At 40.0% G+C, this 19,404-nt stretch carries 17 protein-coding genes and 1 riboswitch; of the genes, 3 read left to right on the top strand and 14 right to left on the bottom strand.

Annotation, left to right across the window (positions count from 1 at the left end; translation table 11 throughout):
• Window positions 1-2 precede the first annotated feature (2 nt).
• The 13 genes from cysN to ubiE all read right to left on the bottom strand — a co-directional run bounded on the left by cysN (window position 3) and on the right by ubiE (window position 12,789).
• Entirely contained in the window at window positions 3-1,421 is a 1,419-nt protein-coding gene (gene cysN / locus AAEU29_RS14250; RefSeq protein WP_421973959.1) for a sulfate adenylyltransferase subunit CysN, read from the bottom strand.
• Complete coding sequence (gene cysD / locus AAEU29_RS14245; protein ID WP_421973958.1) at window positions 1,421-2,320, bottom strand: sulfate adenylyltransferase subunit CysD; 900 nt, start codon at window positions 2,318-2,320, stop codon at window positions 1,421-1,423. The genes cysN and cysD overlap by 1 nt, the downstream gene beginning before the upstream one ends.
• A gap of 37 nt (window positions 2,321-2,357) precedes the next feature.
• A complete protein-coding gene (gene cysG, locus AAEU29_RS14240) occupies window positions 2,358-3,782 on the bottom strand; it encodes a siroheme synthase CysG (protein WP_421973957.1) in 1,425 nt (474 codons plus the stop codon).
• Between the two features lie 498 nt (window positions 3,783-4,280).
• Entirely contained in the window at window positions 4,281-5,294 is a 1,014-nt protein-coding gene (gene hemB / locus AAEU29_RS14235) for a porphobilinogen synthase (RefSeq protein WP_421973956.1), read from the bottom strand.
• Window positions 5,294-7,150 (bottom strand): sensor domain-containing diguanylate cyclase, encoded by a 1,857-nt coding sequence (locus tag AAEU29_RS14230; RefSeq protein WP_421973955.1) that lies wholly within the window; start codon window positions 7,148-7,150, stop codon window positions 5,294-5,296. Before AAEU29_RS14230 ends, hemB begins: the two co-directional genes overlap by 1 nt.
• Complete coding sequence (locus tag AAEU29_RS14225; RefSeq protein WP_421973954.1) at window positions 7,150-7,932, bottom strand: TatD family hydrolase; 783 nt, start codon at window positions 7,930-7,932, stop codon at window positions 7,150-7,152. Before AAEU29_RS14225 ends, AAEU29_RS14230 begins: the two co-directional genes overlap by 1 nt.
• A 4-nt stretch (window positions 7,933-7,936) precedes the next feature.
• Window positions 7,937-8,458: a hypothetical protein gene (locus tag AAEU29_RS14220; protein WP_421973953.1), complete on the bottom strand. Its 522-nt coding sequence runs from the start codon at window positions 8,456-8,458 to the stop codon at window positions 7,937-7,939.
• Between the two features lies 1 nt (window position 8,459).
• Window positions 8,460-9,218, bottom strand: a complete 759-nt coding sequence (gene tatC, locus AAEU29_RS14215) for a twin-arginine translocase subunit TatC (protein WP_421973952.1) — start codon at window positions 9,216-9,218, stop codon at window positions 8,460-8,462.
• Window positions 9,199-9,540, bottom strand: a complete 342-nt coding sequence (gene tatB, locus AAEU29_RS14210) for a Sec-independent protein translocase protein TatB (protein WP_421973951.1) — start codon at window positions 9,538-9,540, stop codon at window positions 9,199-9,201. The genes tatC and tatB overlap by 20 nt, the downstream gene beginning before the upstream one ends.
• A 2-nt stretch (window positions 9,541-9,542) precedes the next feature.
• Complete coding sequence (tatA, locus tag AAEU29_RS14205) at window positions 9,543-9,767, bottom strand: Sec-independent protein translocase subunit TatA (protein WP_372767433.1); 225 nt, start codon at window positions 9,765-9,767, stop codon at window positions 9,543-9,545.
• A 31-nt stretch (window positions 9,768-9,798) separates the two neighbouring features.
• Entirely contained in the window at window positions 9,799-11,415 is a 1,617-nt protein-coding gene (gene ubiB, locus AAEU29_RS14200; protein ID WP_274761977.1) for a ubiquinone biosynthesis regulatory protein kinase UbiB, read from the bottom strand.
• An 11-nt stretch (window positions 11,416-11,426) separates the two neighbouring features.
• A complete protein-coding gene (locus AAEU29_RS14195; protein ID WP_421973950.1) occupies window positions 11,427-12,032 on the bottom strand; it encodes a ubiquinone biosynthesis accessory factor UbiJ in 606 nt (201 codons plus the stop codon).
• Window positions 12,033-12,036: 4 nt separating this feature from the next.
• On the bottom strand, window positions 12,037-12,789 hold the full coding sequence (ubiE, locus tag AAEU29_RS14190; RefSeq protein WP_274761979.1) for a bifunctional demethylmenaquinone methyltransferase/2-methoxy-6-polyprenyl-1,4-benzoquinol methylase UbiE: 753 nt from the start codon (window positions 12,787-12,789) through the stop codon (window positions 12,037-12,039).
• A 148-nt stretch (window positions 12,790-12,937) separates the two neighbouring features.
• Between ubiE and AAEU29_RS14185 the strand changes: the two genes are divergently transcribed.
• Window positions 12,938-14,857 carry an EAL domain-containing protein gene (locus AAEU29_RS14185; RefSeq protein ID WP_421973949.1) on the top strand — a complete coding sequence of 640 codons (1,920 nt, stop codon included), beginning with the start codon at window positions 12,938-12,940 and terminating at the stop codon, window positions 14,855-14,857.
• A gap of 8 nt (window positions 14,858-14,865) precedes the next feature.
• On the opposite strand, the gene AAEU29_RS14180 is transcribed toward AAEU29_RS14185, so the two are convergent.
• On the bottom strand, window positions 14,866-15,870 hold the full coding sequence (locus AAEU29_RS14180) for a GGDEF domain-containing protein (protein WP_421973948.1): 1,005 nt from the start codon (window positions 15,868-15,870) through the stop codon (window positions 14,866-14,868).
• Between the two features lie 314 nt (window positions 15,871-16,184).
• On the opposite strand from AAEU29_RS14180, the gene AAEU29_RS14175 reads away from it, so the two are divergent.
• A complete protein-coding gene (locus tag AAEU29_RS14175; RefSeq protein ID WP_421973947.1) occupies window positions 16,185-17,978 on the top strand; it encodes a DUF885 domain-containing protein in 1,794 nt (597 codons plus the stop codon).
• A gap of 84 nt (window positions 17,979-18,062) precedes the next feature.
• Window positions 18,063-18,146, bottom strand: a riboswitch (cyclic di-GMP riboswitch).
• Between the two features lie 173 nt (window positions 18,147-18,319).
• On the top strand, window positions 18,320-19,381 hold the full coding sequence (locus AAEU29_RS14170) for a potassium channel family protein (protein ID WP_421973946.1): 1,062 nt from the start codon (window positions 18,320-18,322) through the stop codon (window positions 19,379-19,381).
• The last annotated feature ends 23 nt before the right edge of the window (window positions 19,382-19,404 follow it).

The raw sequence follows: 19,404 nt of genomic DNA, 5'->3' as shown, positions 1-19,404 counted from the left end.
ATTTATAGCTTTGAAATATCAATTGCTTGCCAGTGTGGGAAGTGTTTACGCACAAGTGCATTAAACTCAACTTCAAAGGCGCTAAAATTAGATGGTGCTTGTTGTGCATCGGCAGTGTCAAGTACTTGTTCAATCATGCCAGCCGCAACTGTTAGGTTTGACAAGCGATCAATCAAGATAAATGAGCCTGTTTCACGGTTTGCTACGTAGGCATCAGCGAGCACTTGCTCATCGATTTCAATTGTAACAATCGCGATTTCATTAAGCTGTAAACTATCGGCTTGGCCATGCGCTAGTGTATTCACATCGATGGTGTGATCAATAGCAACCACTTTCGTAGTTGTTTTCTTGGTTGCCAACTTAACATTGTATTCTTTGCCTAACACTAACGGTGCTTCGTGCATCCACACTAGCTTAGCTTGCAAGCGGTTTGATATTTTAGCTGTACTATTAGCAGGCACAATAACATCACCACGACTGATATCAATTTCATCGTTAAGCGTTAAGGTAATTGCCTGACCTGCTTCAGCATGCGCTAAGTTACCATCAAAGGTTACAATTTCTTTTACCGTAGACGTTTTGCCTGACGGTAATGCTTTTACTGCATCGCCAACGGCTAATTCACCCGCAACTAAAGTGCCTTGGAAACCACGGAAATTCAGGTTAGGACGTGTAACAAGTTGTACTGGTAAACGCGCTTCAAACTCAGTATTAGATGCCGCTGCAGGCGAATCTTCAAGTAATTCTAGTAGCGGTGCACCCGTGTAGTATGGTGTTTTTTCAGAGCGTGTAACAACGTTATCGCCTTTTAAAGCTGACATTGGGATAAAACGAATGTCTTCTACATTTAACTGCTCTGCAAAGTCTAAATAGTCTTGCTGAATTTTGTTGTAAACGGCTTCATCAAAATCCACGATATCCATTTTGTTGATTGCTACAACAAATTGTTTAATACCAAGCGAATCACAGATAAAGCTGTGACGTTTGGTTTGTACTTGCACACCATAGCGCGCGTCAACCAGAATAATGGCTAAATCAGCTGTAGATGCACCAGTCACCATGTTGCGCGTGTATTGCTCATGCCCAGGCGTGTCAGCAATAATAAACTTACGCTTATTTGTTGAAAAATAACGGTAAGCAACGTCAATTGTGATGCCTTGCTCGCGCTCTGCTTGCAGACCATCAACGAGTAATGCAAGGTCAAGTTCTTCACCTGCGTTACCTACTTTTTCGTTATCTTTATGAAGGGCTGCTAGCTGATCTTCATAAATTTGGTGACTGTCATGCAGTAAACGACCGATAAGAGTTGATTTACCATCATCTACGCTACCACAAGTTAATAAACGTAATAAGCTTTTGTCTTGTTGACGTGCAAGGTATTGCTCAATACCTAATTCTCTTACTTCATTTGCTGTCGACATTAGAAATAGCCCTCACGTTTTTTCTTTTCCATAGAACCTGACGAATCGTGGTCAATTGCACGACCTTCGCGCTCAGATGATGTTGATAACAACATTTCTTCAATGATGCCAGTTAAAGTATTTGCTTCTGACTCAACCGCACCCGTTAGTGGGTAGCAGCCTAGAGTACGGAAGCGAACAGAACGTAGTTCTGGCTCTTCGCCTTCACGTAGAGGCATACGCTCGTCATCGACCATAATTAGCAGGCCATCACGCTCAACAACCGGGCGTTTGTCTGATAAGTAAAGCGGTACAATTTCGATATTTTCTTGGTAGATATATTGCCAAATATCAAGCTCTGTCCAGTTTGATAACGGGAATACACGAATGCTTTCGCCAGGGTTTACTTGGCCGTTATAGTTGCTCCACAATTCTGGGCGTTGGTTTTTAGGATCCCAGCGGTGGTTTTTGTCACGGAACGAATACACACGCTCTTTTGCTCGTGATTTTTCTTCGTCTCGGCGAGCACCGCCAAATGCAGCATCAAAGCCATACTTATCAAGCGCTTGTTTTAAGCCTTGAGTTTTCATAATGTCAGTGTGCTTAGATGAACCGTGGGTAAATGGGCCGACACCCATAGCAATACCCTCAGGGTTTTTATGCACAATTAGTTCAAAATCATATTCTGCAGCTAAGCGATCACGAAATTCGATCATTTCGCGGAATTTCCAATCGGTATCTACGTGCAGTAGTGGGAAAGGAATTTTGCCTGGGTAAAAAGCCTTGCGCGCTAAGTGCAATAACACCGATGAATCTTTACCGATTGAGTAAAGCATCACTGGGTTTTCAAACTCAGCCGCAACTTCGCGGATAATTTGAATACTTTCAGCTTCGAGTTGCTGAAGATGGGTTAATGCCATGATTTTGTCCTAAAACGTAAAGTTAATTCTAAATTTGTTATGCAGCGTTTGTGAGCAATTGACTGCTCGCCAAAGATGTCTGCTGTGAATTACCAAACCAAGCAAGCTCTTTGCTAAGGTTGGCAACTTCACCAATAATCAGTAATGCTGGCGATTTAATCTGTTCACGTTCAATTAAATTAGCCAAGTCATTGAGCTCACCTGAGACTACACGTTGCTCTTTGCGTGTACCATTTTCAATAATCGCCACAGGTGTCTCGGGTGCTCGCCCATATTCAATTAATTTTGCTTGAATATGCGGCGATTTTATCACACCCATATAAACAGCGAGAGTTTGATTTGCCTTTGCTAATGATTGCCAATCAAGCTCCTGACCTTCTTTCTTGCAGTGACCGGTAACAAACTGGATTGCTTGAGCATAATCACGGTGTGTTAATGGAATGCCGGCATAGGCTGAACAACCTGCTGCCGCTGTGATACCAGGCACAATTTGAAACGCAATATTCTGCTTAGCAAGCTCTTGTACTTCTTCACCACCGCGACCATAAATAAAAGGGTCTCCGCCTTTTAAGCGGCATACTTTTTTGCCTTGCTTAGCAAGAGAAACTAAAATTTGGTTGATTTCATCTTGTGGCACACTGTGATTACCTAAGCGTTTACCAACACAGACTAACTCTGCGTCTTTACGCACCAAAGCCATAATTTCGTCAGATACTAAATAATCATACACGATAACATCAGCAGTTTGCATTGCTTGCAGTGCTTTAATTGTTAATAACTCTGGGTCGCCTGGACCTGCACCAACAACAAATACTTCACCGCTTAACTGATTGTCACCGGCTAAGATGTTCTCAAATGTCTGTTCTGCCCCAGCGATATCGCCTTTAGCAACTTGTGCTACAGCGTTTGAGGTAAATGCTTTTTCCCAAAACATACGACGTTTGCTAAAGCTATCTAACTGGTTTTTAACTTTATCGCGGAAGTTGCCTGCAAGTTCAGCCAACGGGCCAATATGCTGTGGAATAATGGTTTCAAGCTTTTCACGTAAGCGACGCGCAAGCACTGGTGCTTTACCTGCGCTCGAAATCGCAATCGTAATAGGGCTGCGATCCACAATCGATGGAAAAATAAAGCTACACTTTGGTTGATCATCCACCACATTTACGAAGATATTTTTTGCTTCGGCGGCATCGAAAACTGCTTTATTAACAGTTTCAAGATCGGTGGCGGCAATCACTAAACTTTGGTTGCTGATGTGTTGCTCTGAAAAATAATCATGTATCAGCGTTACTTTATTGCTGTCATTTAGTGTAATTAACTCAGCACAAAATTCAGGTGCAACAAGGGTTATGTTTGCATTTGCTTGCAACATAGCTTGGCATTTTCTATGTGCGACTTCACCACCGCCGACAATTAATACAGGCTTGTTTTCAAGCTTGGTAAAAATTGGAAAATAATCCACGAGTTGTCCCCTAAAAAAGAATTTCGTACTGCTTTACCCGATTACTGCTTAACTGGGTAAAAGATTTAGCATGGAGCATAGAGAAGAGTTATCAAAGAAAAAAATAACTTTAAATCTGACTATATTCCTTTTGGTTATATATCAACTTTCATTTTGGTTTAAGCAAGTAAAAACAAGGGCTTTGAATTAAATAACTGTCTTAATAGTGGATTAGCCATTATAGTTATTAGATATAAGCTTTTTATTCTTTATAGGACAACCATGCTGCAAGCAATTTATTTATGCCTTTTTGCGTGTTTTGGTGCAACCGCGACCTGCTTTTTGCAGTTTATGTATGCCTATTGGGTTAAAGGAGAAATGAGGGCTGTATATTTACAACGGGCAGGTGCCGGGCTGGTGTTAGCGGTGTTGTGTTATGGCGCTATTTTATTGCTTCATTGATAGCAAAAAAGAGCGCAAGCGCTCTTTTGTATTTAGTTAACCTGAACTCAGCTTAACTTAGTCTTTCTCGTTAAGCCAAATCGCAGCTTTTTTCGCGAAGTAAGTCAAAATGCCATCAGCGCCAGCACGTTTGAATGCCAATAATGACTCCATAATCACCGGCTTTTCTGCAAGCCAGCCATTTTGAATCGCTGCCATATGCATTGCGTATTCACCACTCACTTGGTAGGCAAAGGTTGGTGCGCCAAATTCATCCTTCACGCGACGCACAACGTCAAGATACGGCATACCTGGTTTCACCATCACCATATCGGCACCTTCTTGTAGATCTAATGCAACCTCGCGTAGTGCCTCGTTAGAGTTTGCGGGGTCCATCTGATAGGTCTTCTTGTCAGCGCCTTTTAAGTTGCCAGCTGAGCCAACCGCATCCCTAAATGGGCCATAGTAACTTGAAGCATATTTAGCTGAATAAGCCATGATACGCGTATTAATAAAACCAGCTTCTTCAAGTGCTTCGCGAATTGCGCCAATACGGCCATCCATCATATCTGATGGGGCAACAACATCTGCACCAGCCTCTGCATGAGACAATGCTTGCTTAATTAGAATATCGGTAGTGATGTCGTTTAATACATAGCCATTTTCATCGATAATGCCGTCTTGACCATGTACAGTAAAAGGATCAAGCGCAACGTCGGTAATAACGCCCATGCTCGGTACTTCTTGCTTAAGTGCTTTCACCGTTCGCTGTGCTAAACCTTCTGGGTTATAGGCTTCTTCAGCTTCTAGCGATTTTTTGTCAGATGGCGTAACAGGGAAAATAGCCATGGCAGGCACGCCAAGCGCTGCTAGTTCTTTTGCTTCTTCGATAAGTAAATCGATTGAAAGTCGCTCGATACCTGGCATAGAGTCAATTTTCTCGCGACGCCCTTTGCCTTCTAAAACAAAAACTGGGTAAATTAGATCCGCTGGTGTTAACACATTTTCTTGCATTAACTTACGTGAAAATGGGTCTTTACGCATGCGACGCATACGTGCATATGGGAATAAATCTAAACCTGATTGGGCCATTATAACTCCTCGGTATCGTTGGATGACTGGGTCGAGTTAGCAAAACACACGCGATTTCGACCTTGTTGCTTGGCTAGATAGAGTGCTTTATCTGCCCAGTCGGTATATTGATTTGGATCTAAACTTGCGTCAGCAATATGGCTAAATATGCCAGCACTTATGGTTAGTTTAACATCGCCAGAACTTGTTTTAATTGCGTGCTTTGCAATGCTCTTACGAATTGTTTCAGACACTAACTTTGCACCTTCAGCATCGGTGTTAGGTAATATCAATGCAAATTCTTCACCACCATAGCGGCACGCGATATCTGATGGGCGACGCAGCGCTCCTTTGATACTGGCTGCCACGTATTTTATTGCTTCATCACCAGCGAGATGCCCGTATTCATCATTGATTGGTTTAAAGTGATCAATATCGAGCATCACCACAGCCAATGGTGTTTGTTCGCGGCGAGAGCGGCGAAACTCCATAGTGATTTTTTTATCAAAGTGGCGGCGGTTTCTTAATCCGGTGAGTGAATCTAACGTATTCAGTTCTTCCAGTTCTAAATTCTTTTCTTGCAGCTCGCGTAATGTTACTTCTAGTTCAAAAGTACGCTCTTGGATTTTGCTTTCCAATTCTTCTTGATGTTGTTCTTGTAAGCGAATCGTTTCACTTTGAATTGCTTCGTTAGCCTCAGCTTCTGCTAGGCGTTTTTGCTGTTGGCTTACTTTTATGTCGCGTTGTTGAATGTATTGGCTGATAGCTATAAGTGTTAAGGTAATACAGCTTATTAGGTAACTTATGCCAAACAACACCATCAATTGGCTAAAGAAGATGCTATAGGAAAATATCAATGCGCCTTTGTACAGCATGGTTATAAGTAGCGGTAAAATGCAGACAACCAATAACTGAGCTTTAGTATCGCGTTTTTGTGCACGAATACCTGTTACAAACAACAATACTAAAATATGAAATAGGGCAAATACCACCGCCACAGTGAGTGCTAGGGTGTAACTTAATAAAGGTGATATTAGCACTAAAGCGACGCTTATACCGAGTGTTATTCTAAGGCATGCAACTAGAGGCTTGGCAAGGCTGTGCAAACCTAGCAGACGTTCGGTTAAAATATTAAGCGGGATTAAAACAAAAATAGTAAGTGCTGGCACCACAGTATGTACTAGCCAAAATCCTTGATCAGAAATATAGCGATAAACATAACCAAGTAGCCAAGCAAACAATAGCCAAACACAAATGTTAAATACCGCAGCAAGCGCAAACGTTTGCTTTTTGGTTATGAAAAAAAGCACCGATAGAATCAGCGAAGATGCAAACATAACACCTAAAATAAGGCCCATTATTAGATTGAATCGGGCTTTTTGTTCGATGTATTTGTCTTGTTGCCAAAGCGATAAATTTAATTTCATTACCCCGGCAGTTTGAGCTTTGATGTAATACTCTTGTTTTTGATTAGGCGCTAAGCTGAGTTTAAATATCTGATCAGCATCTTTTAAATAGCGTGTTTTTATTGGCACACTGTCACCCAATTCTCTTTGGGTAAATAGCTTACTGCGCTCTTTGTGATAAAGCGTTAATTTATCAATATGTACAAAAGCGTTGAATAAAAATAAGTCTTGCTGCGTCGCTGTGTTATTAACAATAGCGAACTTTAGCCAAACAGGGGAGGTACCTAACCCTAAATTGATTTGTCCACCTTCAACACGTTGCCATGCTGATGCAGGAATGTCTTGTGGTGAACTTACATTAGCGATGCTGTATTCATAATTAAGCTCGGTATGCCCATGCAGTTTACTGTTTAAGGTATTAGCATGCAGTGCAAAAGAGAACAGCCAACACAAAATAGCGATTAATCGCATTACGCTAACTCCAAACCAAACAGGTTATGGGCATTGTAAAATGCAGCGTTTGCAACTTCTTCTAAAGGACGTTGGTATAGTTCAGCTGCCTGTTTTGCCACATATTCAATATGCAAAGGTTCAGAGCGTCTGGATTTAGGTTTTGGCTTAATATTTCGTGGCAAAAGATAGGGTGCATCAGTTTCAAATAGCAGCTTATCAAGTGGAATGCGCGGCAGTAATTTTCGTAATGTATCGCCACGGCGCTCATCACAAAGCCAGCCCGTAATACCAATATAAAAACCGAGATCTAAGTAAGTCTCTAAAGCTTCTTCACTGTCAGTAAAACAATGGACAACACCCGGAACTTGAGCTTCTTTAACTATGGCTAAAAAATCATGATGGGCATCACGTTGATGCATATAGAGCGGTTTATTAAGTTTATTTGCAAGTGCGACTTGCGCTGCAAAGACTTCGCGTTGCTTATCGCGAGGTGAAAAGTCGCGATTATAATCAAGACCACACTCACCGATAGCGGCAACAACGGTATTTTGCTCGACAAGGTTTTGGATTATTTGGCAATAATCACCTTCGGCTGTTTTTGCATCATGAGGGTGAATTCCAGCACTTGCAATAAGTGAAAACTCGTTTGCAAGTGCAATTGCCTGGTGACTATCTTCGATATTGGAACCAATCAGCAGCATGTTATCAACACCCGCTAAACGGGCGCGACTAACTACATCTGCTCTGTCTTTAGCAAATTGTTCACTGCTCAGGTTTACACCAATATCAAAGTAGCGCATAAAACTATTTGCGTTTAACTTTGATGCCTCTATTACGACCTTCAACTTTCATAATAAATGAGTTAAACATACCGCGAGAGATCACTACCGTTTCACCTTCTTTAAGAGTAAATCTATCACTACCAATTTGTTGCCAAACATGGCCGTTTTCTAAGGTAATAATCAGTTCACCATGAGGATGCGTTTTCACATTGGTAACAACAGATGTAATCTCATCACCTTGTTTTTCAACTTTACGGTGCTCTAAACCAAAATTGTCTTCAGCTTTTTTAGGTGCAGTTTCAACACTTTTTGATTTAACTGTTGCAGGGGCGGCTGCATGCTCAGGTACCTTTGCATGACTTTTTGCAGCTTTGCCTTTTTTGGTCGTGGTTAATTCTTTACCTGCGATAACTTGGTCATAGCATTGCAGGCGCTGAAAATCATTTTCTACAAAACTACAGGCTTTTAAAGCTTGTGTATTAATCTCTGCTGCACTTAAAGGTAATGCAAATACTGAGAAAATAAGGGTAGGTAACTTTTTCATTTTAGTTTTTGACCTCTTCTGAGTCCGTATTTTTTTGGTAAAAACCAGCTAGCAGTAAGCCTAACTCAAAAAGGGCTAGCATGGGAATAGCCAACAGCGTTTGTGATAACACATCTGGCGGTGTTAAAAACATCGCTATGACAAATGCGCCTACCACTACGTATGGGCGTTTTTCTTTCAGACTTTCCTTGGTTGTTGCACCACTCCAGCAGAGCAACATAATCGCAACAGGGATTTCAAAAGCAATACCAAATGCGAAGAACAACTTTAATACAAAACTTAAGTAACTACTGATGTCAGGCGTAATAGTCATGACATCTGGACCGATTCCTGTGAAAAATCCAAGCACTATTGGCATTACTAGGTAATAACAAAACGCGATGCCACTATAAAACAAAATAACGGAGGCCGCTAAAATTGGCATTAATACCTTTTTTTCATTTTGATATAAGCCAGGTGCAATAAATCCCCAAACTTGATGCAAAATAAAAGGAAATGCTAAAAACAGTGCTGCAAATAATGTTAGTTTGAATGGCGCGAAAAAAGGCGCTGTAACATCTGTTGCAATCATGCTGGCATTTTCTGGCATGTTTGATATCAAAGGGGTTGCTACAAATTCATAAATATCATTCGCAAAATAGACAAGCGCTAAAAATATTAACAAAATTGAGGCAAGCGCTCGCATTAAGCGATTACGTAACTCAACTAAATGGCTAATAAATGTTGGCGTTGTTTCAGCGTTACTGTGAGGGTTTGTCATTACTGCTATTCTGCACTTGCTCGGTCGTTTGAACGCTCGATTTGTAGCTGTGGGTCACTGATTGCGCAGCTTCAGAAAGTTCATTAATTGAACGCTGAAGTTCTGGCGATAGATTATCCATACCTTGTTGTTCGGCTTTTTTAAGGTTTTGATGCAGTTCATGTACACGCAACTCTTCGTTGATCTCAGCTTGTACATTTGTTGCCATTTGCTTAATTGTTTTTATCCAACGTGCAACAGAGCGCACCGCCGTTGGCAAACGCTCAGGGCCCAATACAATCAGACCTACAACAAGAACAACAAAAAGCTCCCAAAAGCCCATGGTTATACCTTATCGTGCTTTTTTTCGCTTTCGCTTGTTTTATCGTGCTCAGTTTTATTTTGAATTGCCTCAGATTTTTGTTCTTCATCTGAAACAGCTTTCTTAAAACCTTTAACTGCACCACCTAAATCGCTACCGATTCCACGCAGCTTTTTAGTGCCAAACAACAATACGATAATTGCTAAGATAATCAGTAGTTGCCAAATGCTAATACCACCAATACCCATAATAGTTTCTCCAATTCAGTCGATGGTTAAATTATACCTGATGATTGCTTGAATGTCGCAAAGCGCGCCAAGCACAGATTGTTGCTGCGCTAAACAAAGCAATTGAAGGAATAATAAATTCAGTCACAAAAAATACAGTGCCAGTTAATGTAAATGTCATGGCAAAAATTGCCCATACAATAGCACGGTTAGATTGTTGTATTGTGACGTTTGCACTGTTATTTGTGTTTTGTTTAAGTGCTTTATAGAGTAAATCTGGCATTTCAGGCAGCTTTTCGCCCCAAAATGGCAGGTTTTCTTTAATTTGTGAAAAGACTGCTTTAGGCCCTATTTGTTGTTTTACCCAATCTTCTAAAAATGGTTTTGCGGTTTTCCAAAGATCTAATTGTGGGTAAAGTTGGCGGCCTAATCCTTCAATATACAACAGCGTTTTTTGCAGTAACACAAGCTGTGGCTGTACTTCCATATTAAACCTGCGGGCGGTATTGAATAAATTTACCAGTACTTGGCCAAAGGAAATCTCAGCAAGCGGTTTTTGGAAGATTGGTTCACATACTGTGCGAATCGCAAACTCGAATTCTTCAACATTTGTATCTGCTGGCACCCAACCTGAATCGACATGAAGTTCTGCCACTTTGCGATAATCACGATTGAAAAACGCGATAAAGTTTTCGGCTAAATAGCGCTTATCTTCTTTGTTGAGTGTGCCAACGATGCCGCAGTCGATACCAATATACATTGGGTTTTCTGGATGCTCGCGAGAGACAAAAATATTGCCTGGATGCATATCCGCATGGAAAAAACTGTCGCGAAATACTTGGGTGAAGAAGACCTCTACACCGCGTTCTGCAAGCAACTGTAAGTTAGTGTTTTGTGCCTCAAGAGCGCAAATATCAGATACGGGAATACCGTAAATTCGCTCCATTACCAGCACATTTTTACGGCTGTAATCACTGTAAACATAAGGGATATAGAGGCTGTCAGAGTTTTCAAAATTGCGCTTAAGCTGAATCGCGTTAGCGCCTTCACGTTGTAAATCAAGCTCATCTAACAGTGTTTTTCGATATTCGTTAATAACTTCAACAGGGCGTAGGCGTTTTCCATCAGGCAAAAATTGACTGACTAATTTAGCCAATTGCGCCATTAGTTTTAAATCCGCATAAATTGCGTCTTCAATATCGGGGCGAATGACTTTGATCACTACTTCATGACTTTCATCATGGTGCTTTAACTGTGCAGTATGAACTTGTGCAATTGATGCAGAAGCAAGTGGTTTAGTATCAAAATCGTCAAATAATTGATGAATATCATCTAAGCCAAGGGCTTGCTCAATAAGCTTTTGCGCTTTTTCACCATCGAATGGCGCGACATTGTCTTGAAGTAAGCTAAGTTCTTTCGCGATATCAGGCGGTAGTAAGTCGCGTCTTGTTGATAACATTTGGCCAAATTTAACCCAAACCGGACCAAGTGACTCGAGTGCTAGGCGCAATCGCTGACCAACGCTCTTATCTTTGTGTTTGTTACCAAGCCAAAAGAAACATGCGCGCGCTATTTTTCCATACCAAGGAAATAAATGATTTGGGATAAGCTCATCTAGGCCGAAATTAAGCAAGGTTTTGATTATTTTATAAGCACGAGGGAAATGCACTAACTGGATCCTTAAATTACCGTTTTAAGCTTATCAACACGCTGTTCTAATTGTGCCAAATTTTGTTGTAATGCACGGCAGTGTTGCTTGAATAATTGCGCTTCAAGCGGGTGAATCGAGACTTTTAACTCATCTTGTAAAAGGCTGGTAATTGTTGTCTCAGTTATCTTTCTTTGCTGTTTCAGTTTATGAGTTGTTTGTTTAATAAAGTTTACTAAGGTGGAAGCTGGGCCATCGCCGAAATAGCGTGACAGATTATCCGCCCAATCAATGTCTAAGTTATTGAATGCTTTGCTGTAGTGCTGAGCAAGATTTAAATCACCGTCTAAATTGAGCTTACCGCTTCGGATAAGTTGAGTAACATTCTCAGGTTTTTTCAGTTCAAGCAGGGTGTTTAAATCTGCGCTAATAAAGCAGTCACTGCTTGCATCACCGTTTGGTAAAATATGAAACTTGGCACCGTCAAAAATCACCGTCATAACAGCATTAAGGTCGGTCACTTCAACGGTTAACTGCTGGCGAACAGCTGGAGTTAAATCATTAATAAACTCATTATCAAGTTTAATTAATCGATTTAATAGCTGCTCGATTGACGCTGCAATAAGACTAGACACCATAGTGTTAGAACTTAAACCCTTTATGAAGAGCAACAATCCCGCCCGTTAGGTTTTCATAGCTGGTCATTTCAAAACCGACTTCTTCCATCATTGCTTTCAATGTTTCTTGGTCTGGGTGCATGCGAATTGATTCCGCTAAATAACGATACGATTCTGCATCGTTAGCAACGAGTTTGCCCATACCTGGTAGTAAGTTAAATGAGTAAAAATCATAAGCTTTATTCAGTGGCTCATAAATCGGCTTGGAAAACTCTAATACCAATAAACGACCACCAGGCTTTAATACGCGTTGCATTGACGCCAGCGCTTTGCTTTTATCTGTGACATTTCTAAGGCCAAAAGCAATGGTAATAAGATCAAATGTATTGTCTGGGAATGGCAATGCCTCAGCGTTCATTTGAACATATTCAATGTTCCCTACCTTACCTAAGTTACGTAGTTTGTCGCGTCCGACTTTAAGCATGGAATCATTGATATCACCAAGAATAACTTGGCCTTCAGGACCAACAATATCACTGAAACGCGCGGTCAAATCGCCAGTACCACCGGCTAAATCTAAAATAGTTTGACCTTGGCGAGCACCTGAGCAAGCAATGGTATGGCGTTTCCATAAACGGTGAACACCAAACGACATTAAGTCATTCATTACATCGTATTTGGCTGCAACAGAATGGAATACATCGGCAACTAAACCTTGTTTTTCGTCTCTTGCTACAGATTTGTAACCAAAGTGCGTTTGCTCGTCTTGCGGCTTCATTTTCAATCCTATGATTATTAACGCCTATAGTTTACTCGAATGGAGTGAGAAATGACAATCATCAGCAAGGTCTAATAGCTTAAATTGGGCACTTTTGTTGATCTCACACTAGACTGAATTTATTGGTGAAAAAATGATCTTATAAAATATGACGTTAAAAACCTATTTTAACTTAATTGTGGCAGTCATTATGGTGCTGCTGTTTGCTGCTATTACAAGCTTTTCGCTGATAAATAGTAAAGCGTTTGTGAAACAGCAGTTAGCACAGCAAACTCAATTGGTTGGTCAAAATGCGGTGCAAACTCTCAAGGTTCAAATGGGACTTGAGCAAGATGAAATGATAAAACGCTTTGCTGACTTTAAAAAAGCGTATGAGTTTACCTATTTACGACTTCAGCACAATAACACCACTTTGCTTGAACACCGCTCAAGTCCAAAAACAGTAATGCCAGCTTGGCTGCAAAGTTTGCTAGCTTTAAATAGTCCTTTATTTCAGCAATCGGTATATGTTGATGAACGTGAATACTTGGTGCAGTTGCAAATATCAAATGTGATGGCCAATGATTATATTTTTCAGCAGCTCAAAGATGTATGTTTGATTTTTGCTTTCTTTACGTTTCTTACTTGGTTTGTTTTTCGCGTCGCGATTAACATTATCAAAGCGCCTATTGAAGCACTTCAGCAGCATACCAATAAATTGGCCGATAACGATTTCTCAGTTGCACCTGAAATTCACAGTGTGTCTGAAATGAATGCTTTGATGTCCAGTCATAATCGTATGACTAATCAAGTAAAAGAACTTGTTAATGAGCTTACAAAGCGTCTTGAACATGCAAAAAATGCCTTATATCGTGATGAGTTAACTCAACTGGGTAACCGACGTTTATTTAGTGCACAGTTTAGTCAGTTGTTACATGAAGAAAAAAACCAAAACGGTGCGCTAATTTTGATGCGTCTAAGTGAATGGGAGAATGTGCGGCGAAAAGAGGGGTTTTTAGTTGCAAGATCATTCTTAGAAGATGTCATTCATACATTGCAAAGCAACTCAAAGCAAGGAGCCAATGCGCGTATTTTCCGCCTTAACGACAATGAGTTTGCTTGTGTTTTACAGCATCTAACACGTGATGAATTAGTAAAACTTCTCAATGATTTATCATCTGATTTAGCAAGGTTACAAGGACGTTATCAGCAGAAAAAAGAAGTGTTGATCGGTGCGGTGCTATGGCACAGCAATGATGATATGTCGGCGGTAATGAAGGCTGCTGATGAAGCTGTCTTAATGGCAACAAAAGAGCGCTGGCAATATCACTTATACGAACCTTCAGAACGCATTAAGAAAGTATCCGATATGCTTGCTACGCGTGAGGGAGTGCTATTAGCCATTAATGAATCAAGTCTGCACCTTTCTCAACATGGGGTGATGATGTCAGATCAATTGAATTTAATGTTTTCTGAGGTGCTAAGTAAAATTCAGTACAAGGACGAAATAATACCTACTTTATTGCTGCAGTCTAAAGCAGAGCAGTTTTCAGCAAGCGCGCAGTTAGATAAACGGATATTTGATCAAATTAGAGCTTTGTATATCAAGGGTAACTTAGATTTACCTGTGAGTATTAACGTCTCAGTGCACAGCGTATTAGATGATGAATTTTACGCATGGCTAATGGAGCAATCACACCAATATGGGGATTTATTTTCTTCTATTATCTGGGAGTTTGATGAAATGATGTTGTCGCAAAGCCAGTTAGCGCCTCAGGTAATCACTAAATTACATAAACTAGGGTCAAAGGTAGCCATTGACCATTTTGGTACTGGTGACAATACATTATTAGCCCTTCGCAAGTGGCCAGTCGATATTGTGAAGCTAGATGGCAGCTTTATTCATGAATTGGAGCAAAAACAAGATTCTTGGTATTTTCTTGAAAATATTATCAAGTTGGCGCACAGCTTAGGCGTTGTTGTTGTATGTGAGCAACTTGAGTCTGAGCAGCAGGTAAAATGGGCCAAAGAATTGGGCAGCGATGGTTTACAAGGGTTTAAACTTGCACTGCCCCATTCGGTAAGTTGATTTAAGCGTTAGGCTGGGTCGAAGAATACGTTATTCTTGCCCTGCAGTTTTGCTCTTGCTACCGAGTGTCTTGCTGCTGCCGTCAGCTGATTTAGATTATTGTCATGCATTTCACTGATGCCCAATGAAATAGTCAATGTTGGCAAACGTCTGCCACTTCGCGAGCTGATAAACTTCAGCTTTTCTACACCTGAGCGCATTCTTTCTGCAATTTCTTTGGCTGTTTGCAAGCTTACATCAGGCAATAAAATGATGAACTCTTTCCCTTTGGTTCGAACAGGTAGTCCACTTTCTTGAACATAAGAGCGAATTTTTTTGGCCACTTTACCAATAACCACATCGCCAACGGCTTGACCGTACTTCTCATTGAAGTCATTAAAGTCATCAATATCAATGGCGATTGCACAGATAGACTTTCCTTGCTCAACCCAAACAGCTGCTTTATCGGCCATGTATGTTTCTTTATACAAACCTGTTAGTGGATCGACATGTCGCTGCTTTTCAATTTTTTGTAATTGCTGTTGGCAGATCTTGAGTTCTTGTCTGGCTTGCAATAATGATTCGTGCACATGTTGTTGCGAGCCTTTAAGCTCATAACTGGCATTGATTAAATCTGCGATAAGTTGTTTAGCTTCGCTGATATCTGCATCATCAATTGCAATTAAACTGCTGTCGAGAGTCGCAATGTATTTATTGACAGTATCACTGCTTTTATCAATTGATGTATCCATAGTGTCTAATGTTTTTGAGACACCTTGAATTAATTCTTTTTGGCTTGAATCTTGTTCAGATAGATAGCGATTGAATAGATTTTCTAGGATGAAATTATCTAATTTTTCATCGGCGGCGAGTAATCCTTCCAATTCTTCACACAAAGCATCGTTCGATTTTGATATATAGCTGTAAACTGTATGATAGTTGATCGGAATAGGTGGTAAATTATACCTTTCTAAAAACCAGCAAACCTCCGTCATTTTTTGCTGCGCTTGTGCCATGGAATCATGGTACTTCATAAAATCCCAACCTCAGTGGTTAATTACCGCTTAAATATTCACCCTAAATTATTAGCAACCTTCATCCATTAAAGTCCTAAGTAATTAGAAAACAATTTTTCTATTTTGGGAATAGGAAAAGTCTATTAATTATCAAAAAAAAGTGATTTTTTCACTATGAATAATGCCAAAATTTACTAATTGGAAATTATCGCTATAGAAATAGTTAAAAACCACTATCTGTATACTGAAATGTTGACTTAGTCGCAAATAAGTTGAGATTAAAAAATGAAATTGCGTATGCTGGTACGAAATAATCATTTTGGTTTTAGTTTATGAGAACAATAAAAGTATCCTTACTGACGTTAGCCTTATCGAGCGCTTTATTAATAGGCTGCCAATCAACAGACAATTCAACAGCTTCGCAACCAGTTGTTTCAGAAGCGCAAACGGCACAGCAATTTGAGAAACTAGCAGAGAAAATAGTCGGATACCGCAATAGTATTGATCCGTTTAAGAATAAAGAGGGTGTCGATGGTTACTTTTTACAAAACCTCTCAAGTGAGTTTTTAGCAGAAAATTTTACTAAGAATCAGGCATTTTTAAATGAGCTCAACAGCATCAATGTTGCGCAACTTGATGAGCAAAACCAAATTAACCATTCAATTATGCTTTCTCAGGTGAAAAATGAGGTTGATGAATATCGCTTTAATGCCCATTACATGCCTTTAACCTCAGAGTTTGGTTTTCACTCTGCGCTGTCATTTATGGTTTCAAGCAGTAGCTTTAAAACAGTAGGAGATTATCAGCTGTATTTAAATCGCTTAGCAGGGGTAAAACGCTATTTTGAGCAAAATATTTTTTGGATGAAAAAAGGCATTGAGATTGGCTTAACACAGCCAAAACCAGTACTTGTTGGTTATGAAGAGTCAATCAAAGCGTACCTAGTTGATGAGCCAAGCAAGTCAGCTTTTTACAAACCGTTTATTACTAAGCCTGAGCATATTTCTGACAAAGAGTTTGCTGAGCTGCAAGGTAAAGCTAAAGCAATTATTGCAGAACAAGTAATCCCTGCGTATGAAAACTACCTAGTTTTCTTCGAATCTGAATATCAACCAAATGCGCGCGCTGAAATAGGTATATCATCAACACCAGGTGGAGTGGATTATTACCAGAATCGGGTGAAATACTACACCACAACCAATATGACTGCAGAGCAAGTACACCAACTTGGTTTGCAAGAAGTAAAACGTATTCGTTCAGAAATGCAACAAATCATCGATTCAACAGGTTTTAAAGGTAGTTTTGCGGAGTTTGTGCAATTTTTAAGAACTGATCCGCAGTTTTATGCCAAATCAGCTGAAGAGTTATTGAAAGAAGCATCGTATATTGCCAAAAAAGCGGATGCGCAATTACCTAAATTCTTCAAACTACTACCGCGCACGCCTTATGGTGTTGAACCAGTACCAGATTCAATTGCACCCAAATACACTACAGGTCGCTATGTGGGTGCCAATAGAGATACCGACCCAGGTTATTATTGGGTAAATACATATGGTTTGGATAAGCGCCCATTATACGTGTTAGAAGCGCTGACTTTACATGAAGCTGTGCCGGGGCATCATTTACAAATATCTCTTAATAAAGAACTAGAGAATGTTCCTGACTATCGTCGCAATCACTATATTTCGGCATTTGGTGAGGGGTGGGGGTTATACTCAGAATACCTTGGCAAAGAAATGGGATTTTACCAAGATGCTTATAGCGACTTTGGCCGTTTAACTTATGAAATGTGGCGTGCTGCACGTTTAGTTGTAGACACAGGTATGCATTTATTTGGTTGGAGCCGTGAACAAGCGATGACTTTTATGCAAGAAAACTCAGCATTATCATTGCATAACATCAAAACAGAAACGGATCGCTATATCTCATGGCCGGGTCAGGCCCTTTCATACAAAATAGGTGAATTAACGATTAAACGATTACGTGCGAAAGCTGAAGCTGAGTTAAAGCAAAACTTTGATATAAGAGAATTCCATTATCAAATCTTAAAGAATGGTTCATTACCGTTAGATTTATTAGAACGTCAAATTGATAGATATATCGAATTGGCTAAACAAGAAAAATAAAATAAAGGCTGCTTCAAGCCACGTAATTTTTATAATGTTACAATGGTTTCGAAGCAGCCTACATAGCCCCCGACCTGTTAAAGTGGTGGCAGCACCGCAATCATAGGAAACTCCCTTAGACCGATAGCTTTGCGTCCCCAGTTTTCACTGAGTTTGCCCTTTTCGAACTCAACAGTTCAATTTAAGTTTAGAACGAGTTTTCGTTTTTGACACTTTTAATTGTTTTTTTTTCCAATCGTGTAAACTTGTTATAGTTTTTAAAGAGATTTTGGTACTCGCTTGCTCATTTGATGGGTAAAAGATAAAGTGCCTTTCATTAAGTTAATTAAATTATAGTTATCATGAACTTAGTTATTAAGAAAATTTTAATAGCTATTCGGCGACATATTCACCATGTTAGTTGGACATCGGTGGTTTCGCTGCTTGCATTACATATGTTCTTAACATGGGCGTGCTTATATGCGGCGAGAGAAACGGAGCTGTTAGCGTTAAATCAATTTATTTATTACTACATAGTAACCACCTCTACGGTGGGTTATGGCGACTTAAGCCCTGCTACTGAGTGGGGCAAACTATTTGTTGCCTTAGTGCAAATCCCAGTAGGTTTGGCACTTTTTGGTGTTGTTTTAGGTAAAGTTGGACAAAGTATTACGGGGTTAATCAAAGCATCTATGACGGGCGATAAAGATTTTTCAGGACAAACAGAGCACATTATCATTTTTGGCTATCACCATGCGCGCACACGCAAGATGATTAACTACATATTGGCAGATAATAAACGCTTGGAGCGACGAATTTTATTGGCTGTAGATGAGGAAATGACGCATCCATTTTCAGATAATCCACATGTTGATTTTGTTAGGCTTTCCAGTTTCACTGACCTTGATGAACTAAAGCGAGTGTCTATTGATGGCGCTGATAAAGTGATTGTGGATGGTGCTGATGATGATCAAACTTTCACAACTGCGCTAAAAATTAGTCGTCTCGTAAATGATAAATGCCATATCAGTGCTTATTTTCTCGATGAAAGCAAAAGCGAGATGCTTCGAGAGCATTGTAAAAATGTTGAATCTACCAGCTCTAAGTCAGTGGAAATTCTAGTACGCTCTATGCAAGACCCTGGTTCAAGTCGTATTCAAGAAGAGTTGCTATCAACATTGCATGGCGATACGCAGTTTAGTTTAGAAGTGGGTAAGGTGAAAGAAGGCCTTAAGTTTGAAGCATTATTCTTTTATTTCAAAAAGGAGTGTGATGCAACGATACTAGGGGTTGCGCAAAATCGCGTTGGTGATGGTTTAGATTTGAACCCACCACTGGATATGGTGATTAAACAAGGTGATATTTTACACTATATGGCAGTGGAACGAGTATTAAGTGACGAGATTAACTGGTCATCACTATAAATTTTAAGCAATTAAAAAGGCAA

It is taken from the genome of Pseudoalteromonas aquimarina (genome assembly GCF_049257255.1).
Lineage (GTDB): Bacteria > Pseudomonadota > Gammaproteobacteria > Enterobacterales > Alteromonadaceae > Pseudoalteromonas.
This window is presented reverse-complemented; position numbering and strand designations above follow the sequence as displayed.

What these genes read in the sequence shown, in the direction of transcription:
- cysN (WP_421973959.1), bottom strand. Translation starts at nt 1,421, where the DNA reads ATGTCGACAGCAAATGAAGTAAGAGAATTAGGTATTGAGCAATACCTT.
- cysD (WP_421973958.1), bottom strand. Translation starts at nt 2,320, where the DNA reads ATGGCATTAACCCATCTTCAGCAACTCGAAGCTGAAAGTATTCAAATT.
- hemB (WP_421973956.1), bottom strand. Translation starts at nt 5,294, where the DNA reads ATGGCCCAATCAGGTTTAGATTTATTCCCATATGCACGTATGCGTCGC.
- AAEU29_RS14230 (WP_421973955.1), bottom strand. Translation starts at nt 7,150, where the DNA reads ATGCGATTAATCGCTATTTTGTGTTGGCTGTTCTCTTTTGCACTGCAT.
- AAEU29_RS14225 (WP_421973954.1), bottom strand. Translation starts at nt 7,932, where the DNA reads ATGCGCTACTTTGATATTGGTGTAAACCTGAGCAGTGAACAATTTGCT.
- AAEU29_RS14220 (WP_421973953.1), bottom strand. Translation starts at nt 8,458, where the DNA reads ATGAAAAAGTTACCTACCCTTATTTTCTCAGTATTTGCATTACCTTTA.
- tatC (WP_421973952.1), bottom strand. Translation starts at nt 9,218, where the DNA reads ATGACAAACCCTCACAGTAACGCTGAAACAACGCCAACATTTATTAGC.
- tatB (WP_421973951.1), bottom strand. Translation starts at nt 9,540, where the DNA reads ATGGGCTTTTGGGAGCTTTTTGTTGTTCTTGTTGTAGGTCTGATTGTA.
- tatA (WP_372767433.1), bottom strand. Translation starts at nt 9,767, where the DNA reads ATGGGTATTGGTGGTATTAGCATTTGGCAACTACTGATTATCTTAGCA.
- AAEU29_RS14195 (WP_421973950.1), bottom strand. Translation starts at nt 12,032, where the DNA reads ATGGTGTCTAGTCTTATTGCAGCGTCAATCGAGCAGCTATTAAATCGA.
- ubiE (WP_274761979.1), bottom strand. Translation starts at nt 12,789, where the DNA reads ATGAAGCCGCAAGACGAGCAAACGCACTTTGGTTACAAATCTGTAGCA.
- AAEU29_RS14185 (WP_421973949.1), top strand. Translation starts at nt 12,938, where the DNA reads ATGACGTTAAAAACCTATTTTAACTTAATTGTGGCAGTCATTATGGTG.
- AAEU29_RS14180 (WP_421973948.1), bottom strand. Translation starts at nt 15,870, where the DNA reads ATGAAGTACCATGATTCCATGGCACAAGCGCAGCAAAAAATGACGGAG.
- AAEU29_RS14175 (WP_421973947.1), top strand. Translation starts at nt 16,185, where the DNA reads ATGAGAACAATAAAAGTATCCTTACTGACGTTAGCCTTATCGAGCGCT.
- AAEU29_RS14170 (WP_421973946.1), top strand. Translation starts at nt 18,320, where the DNA reads ATGAACTTAGTTATTAAGAAAATTTTAATAGCTATTCGGCGACATATT.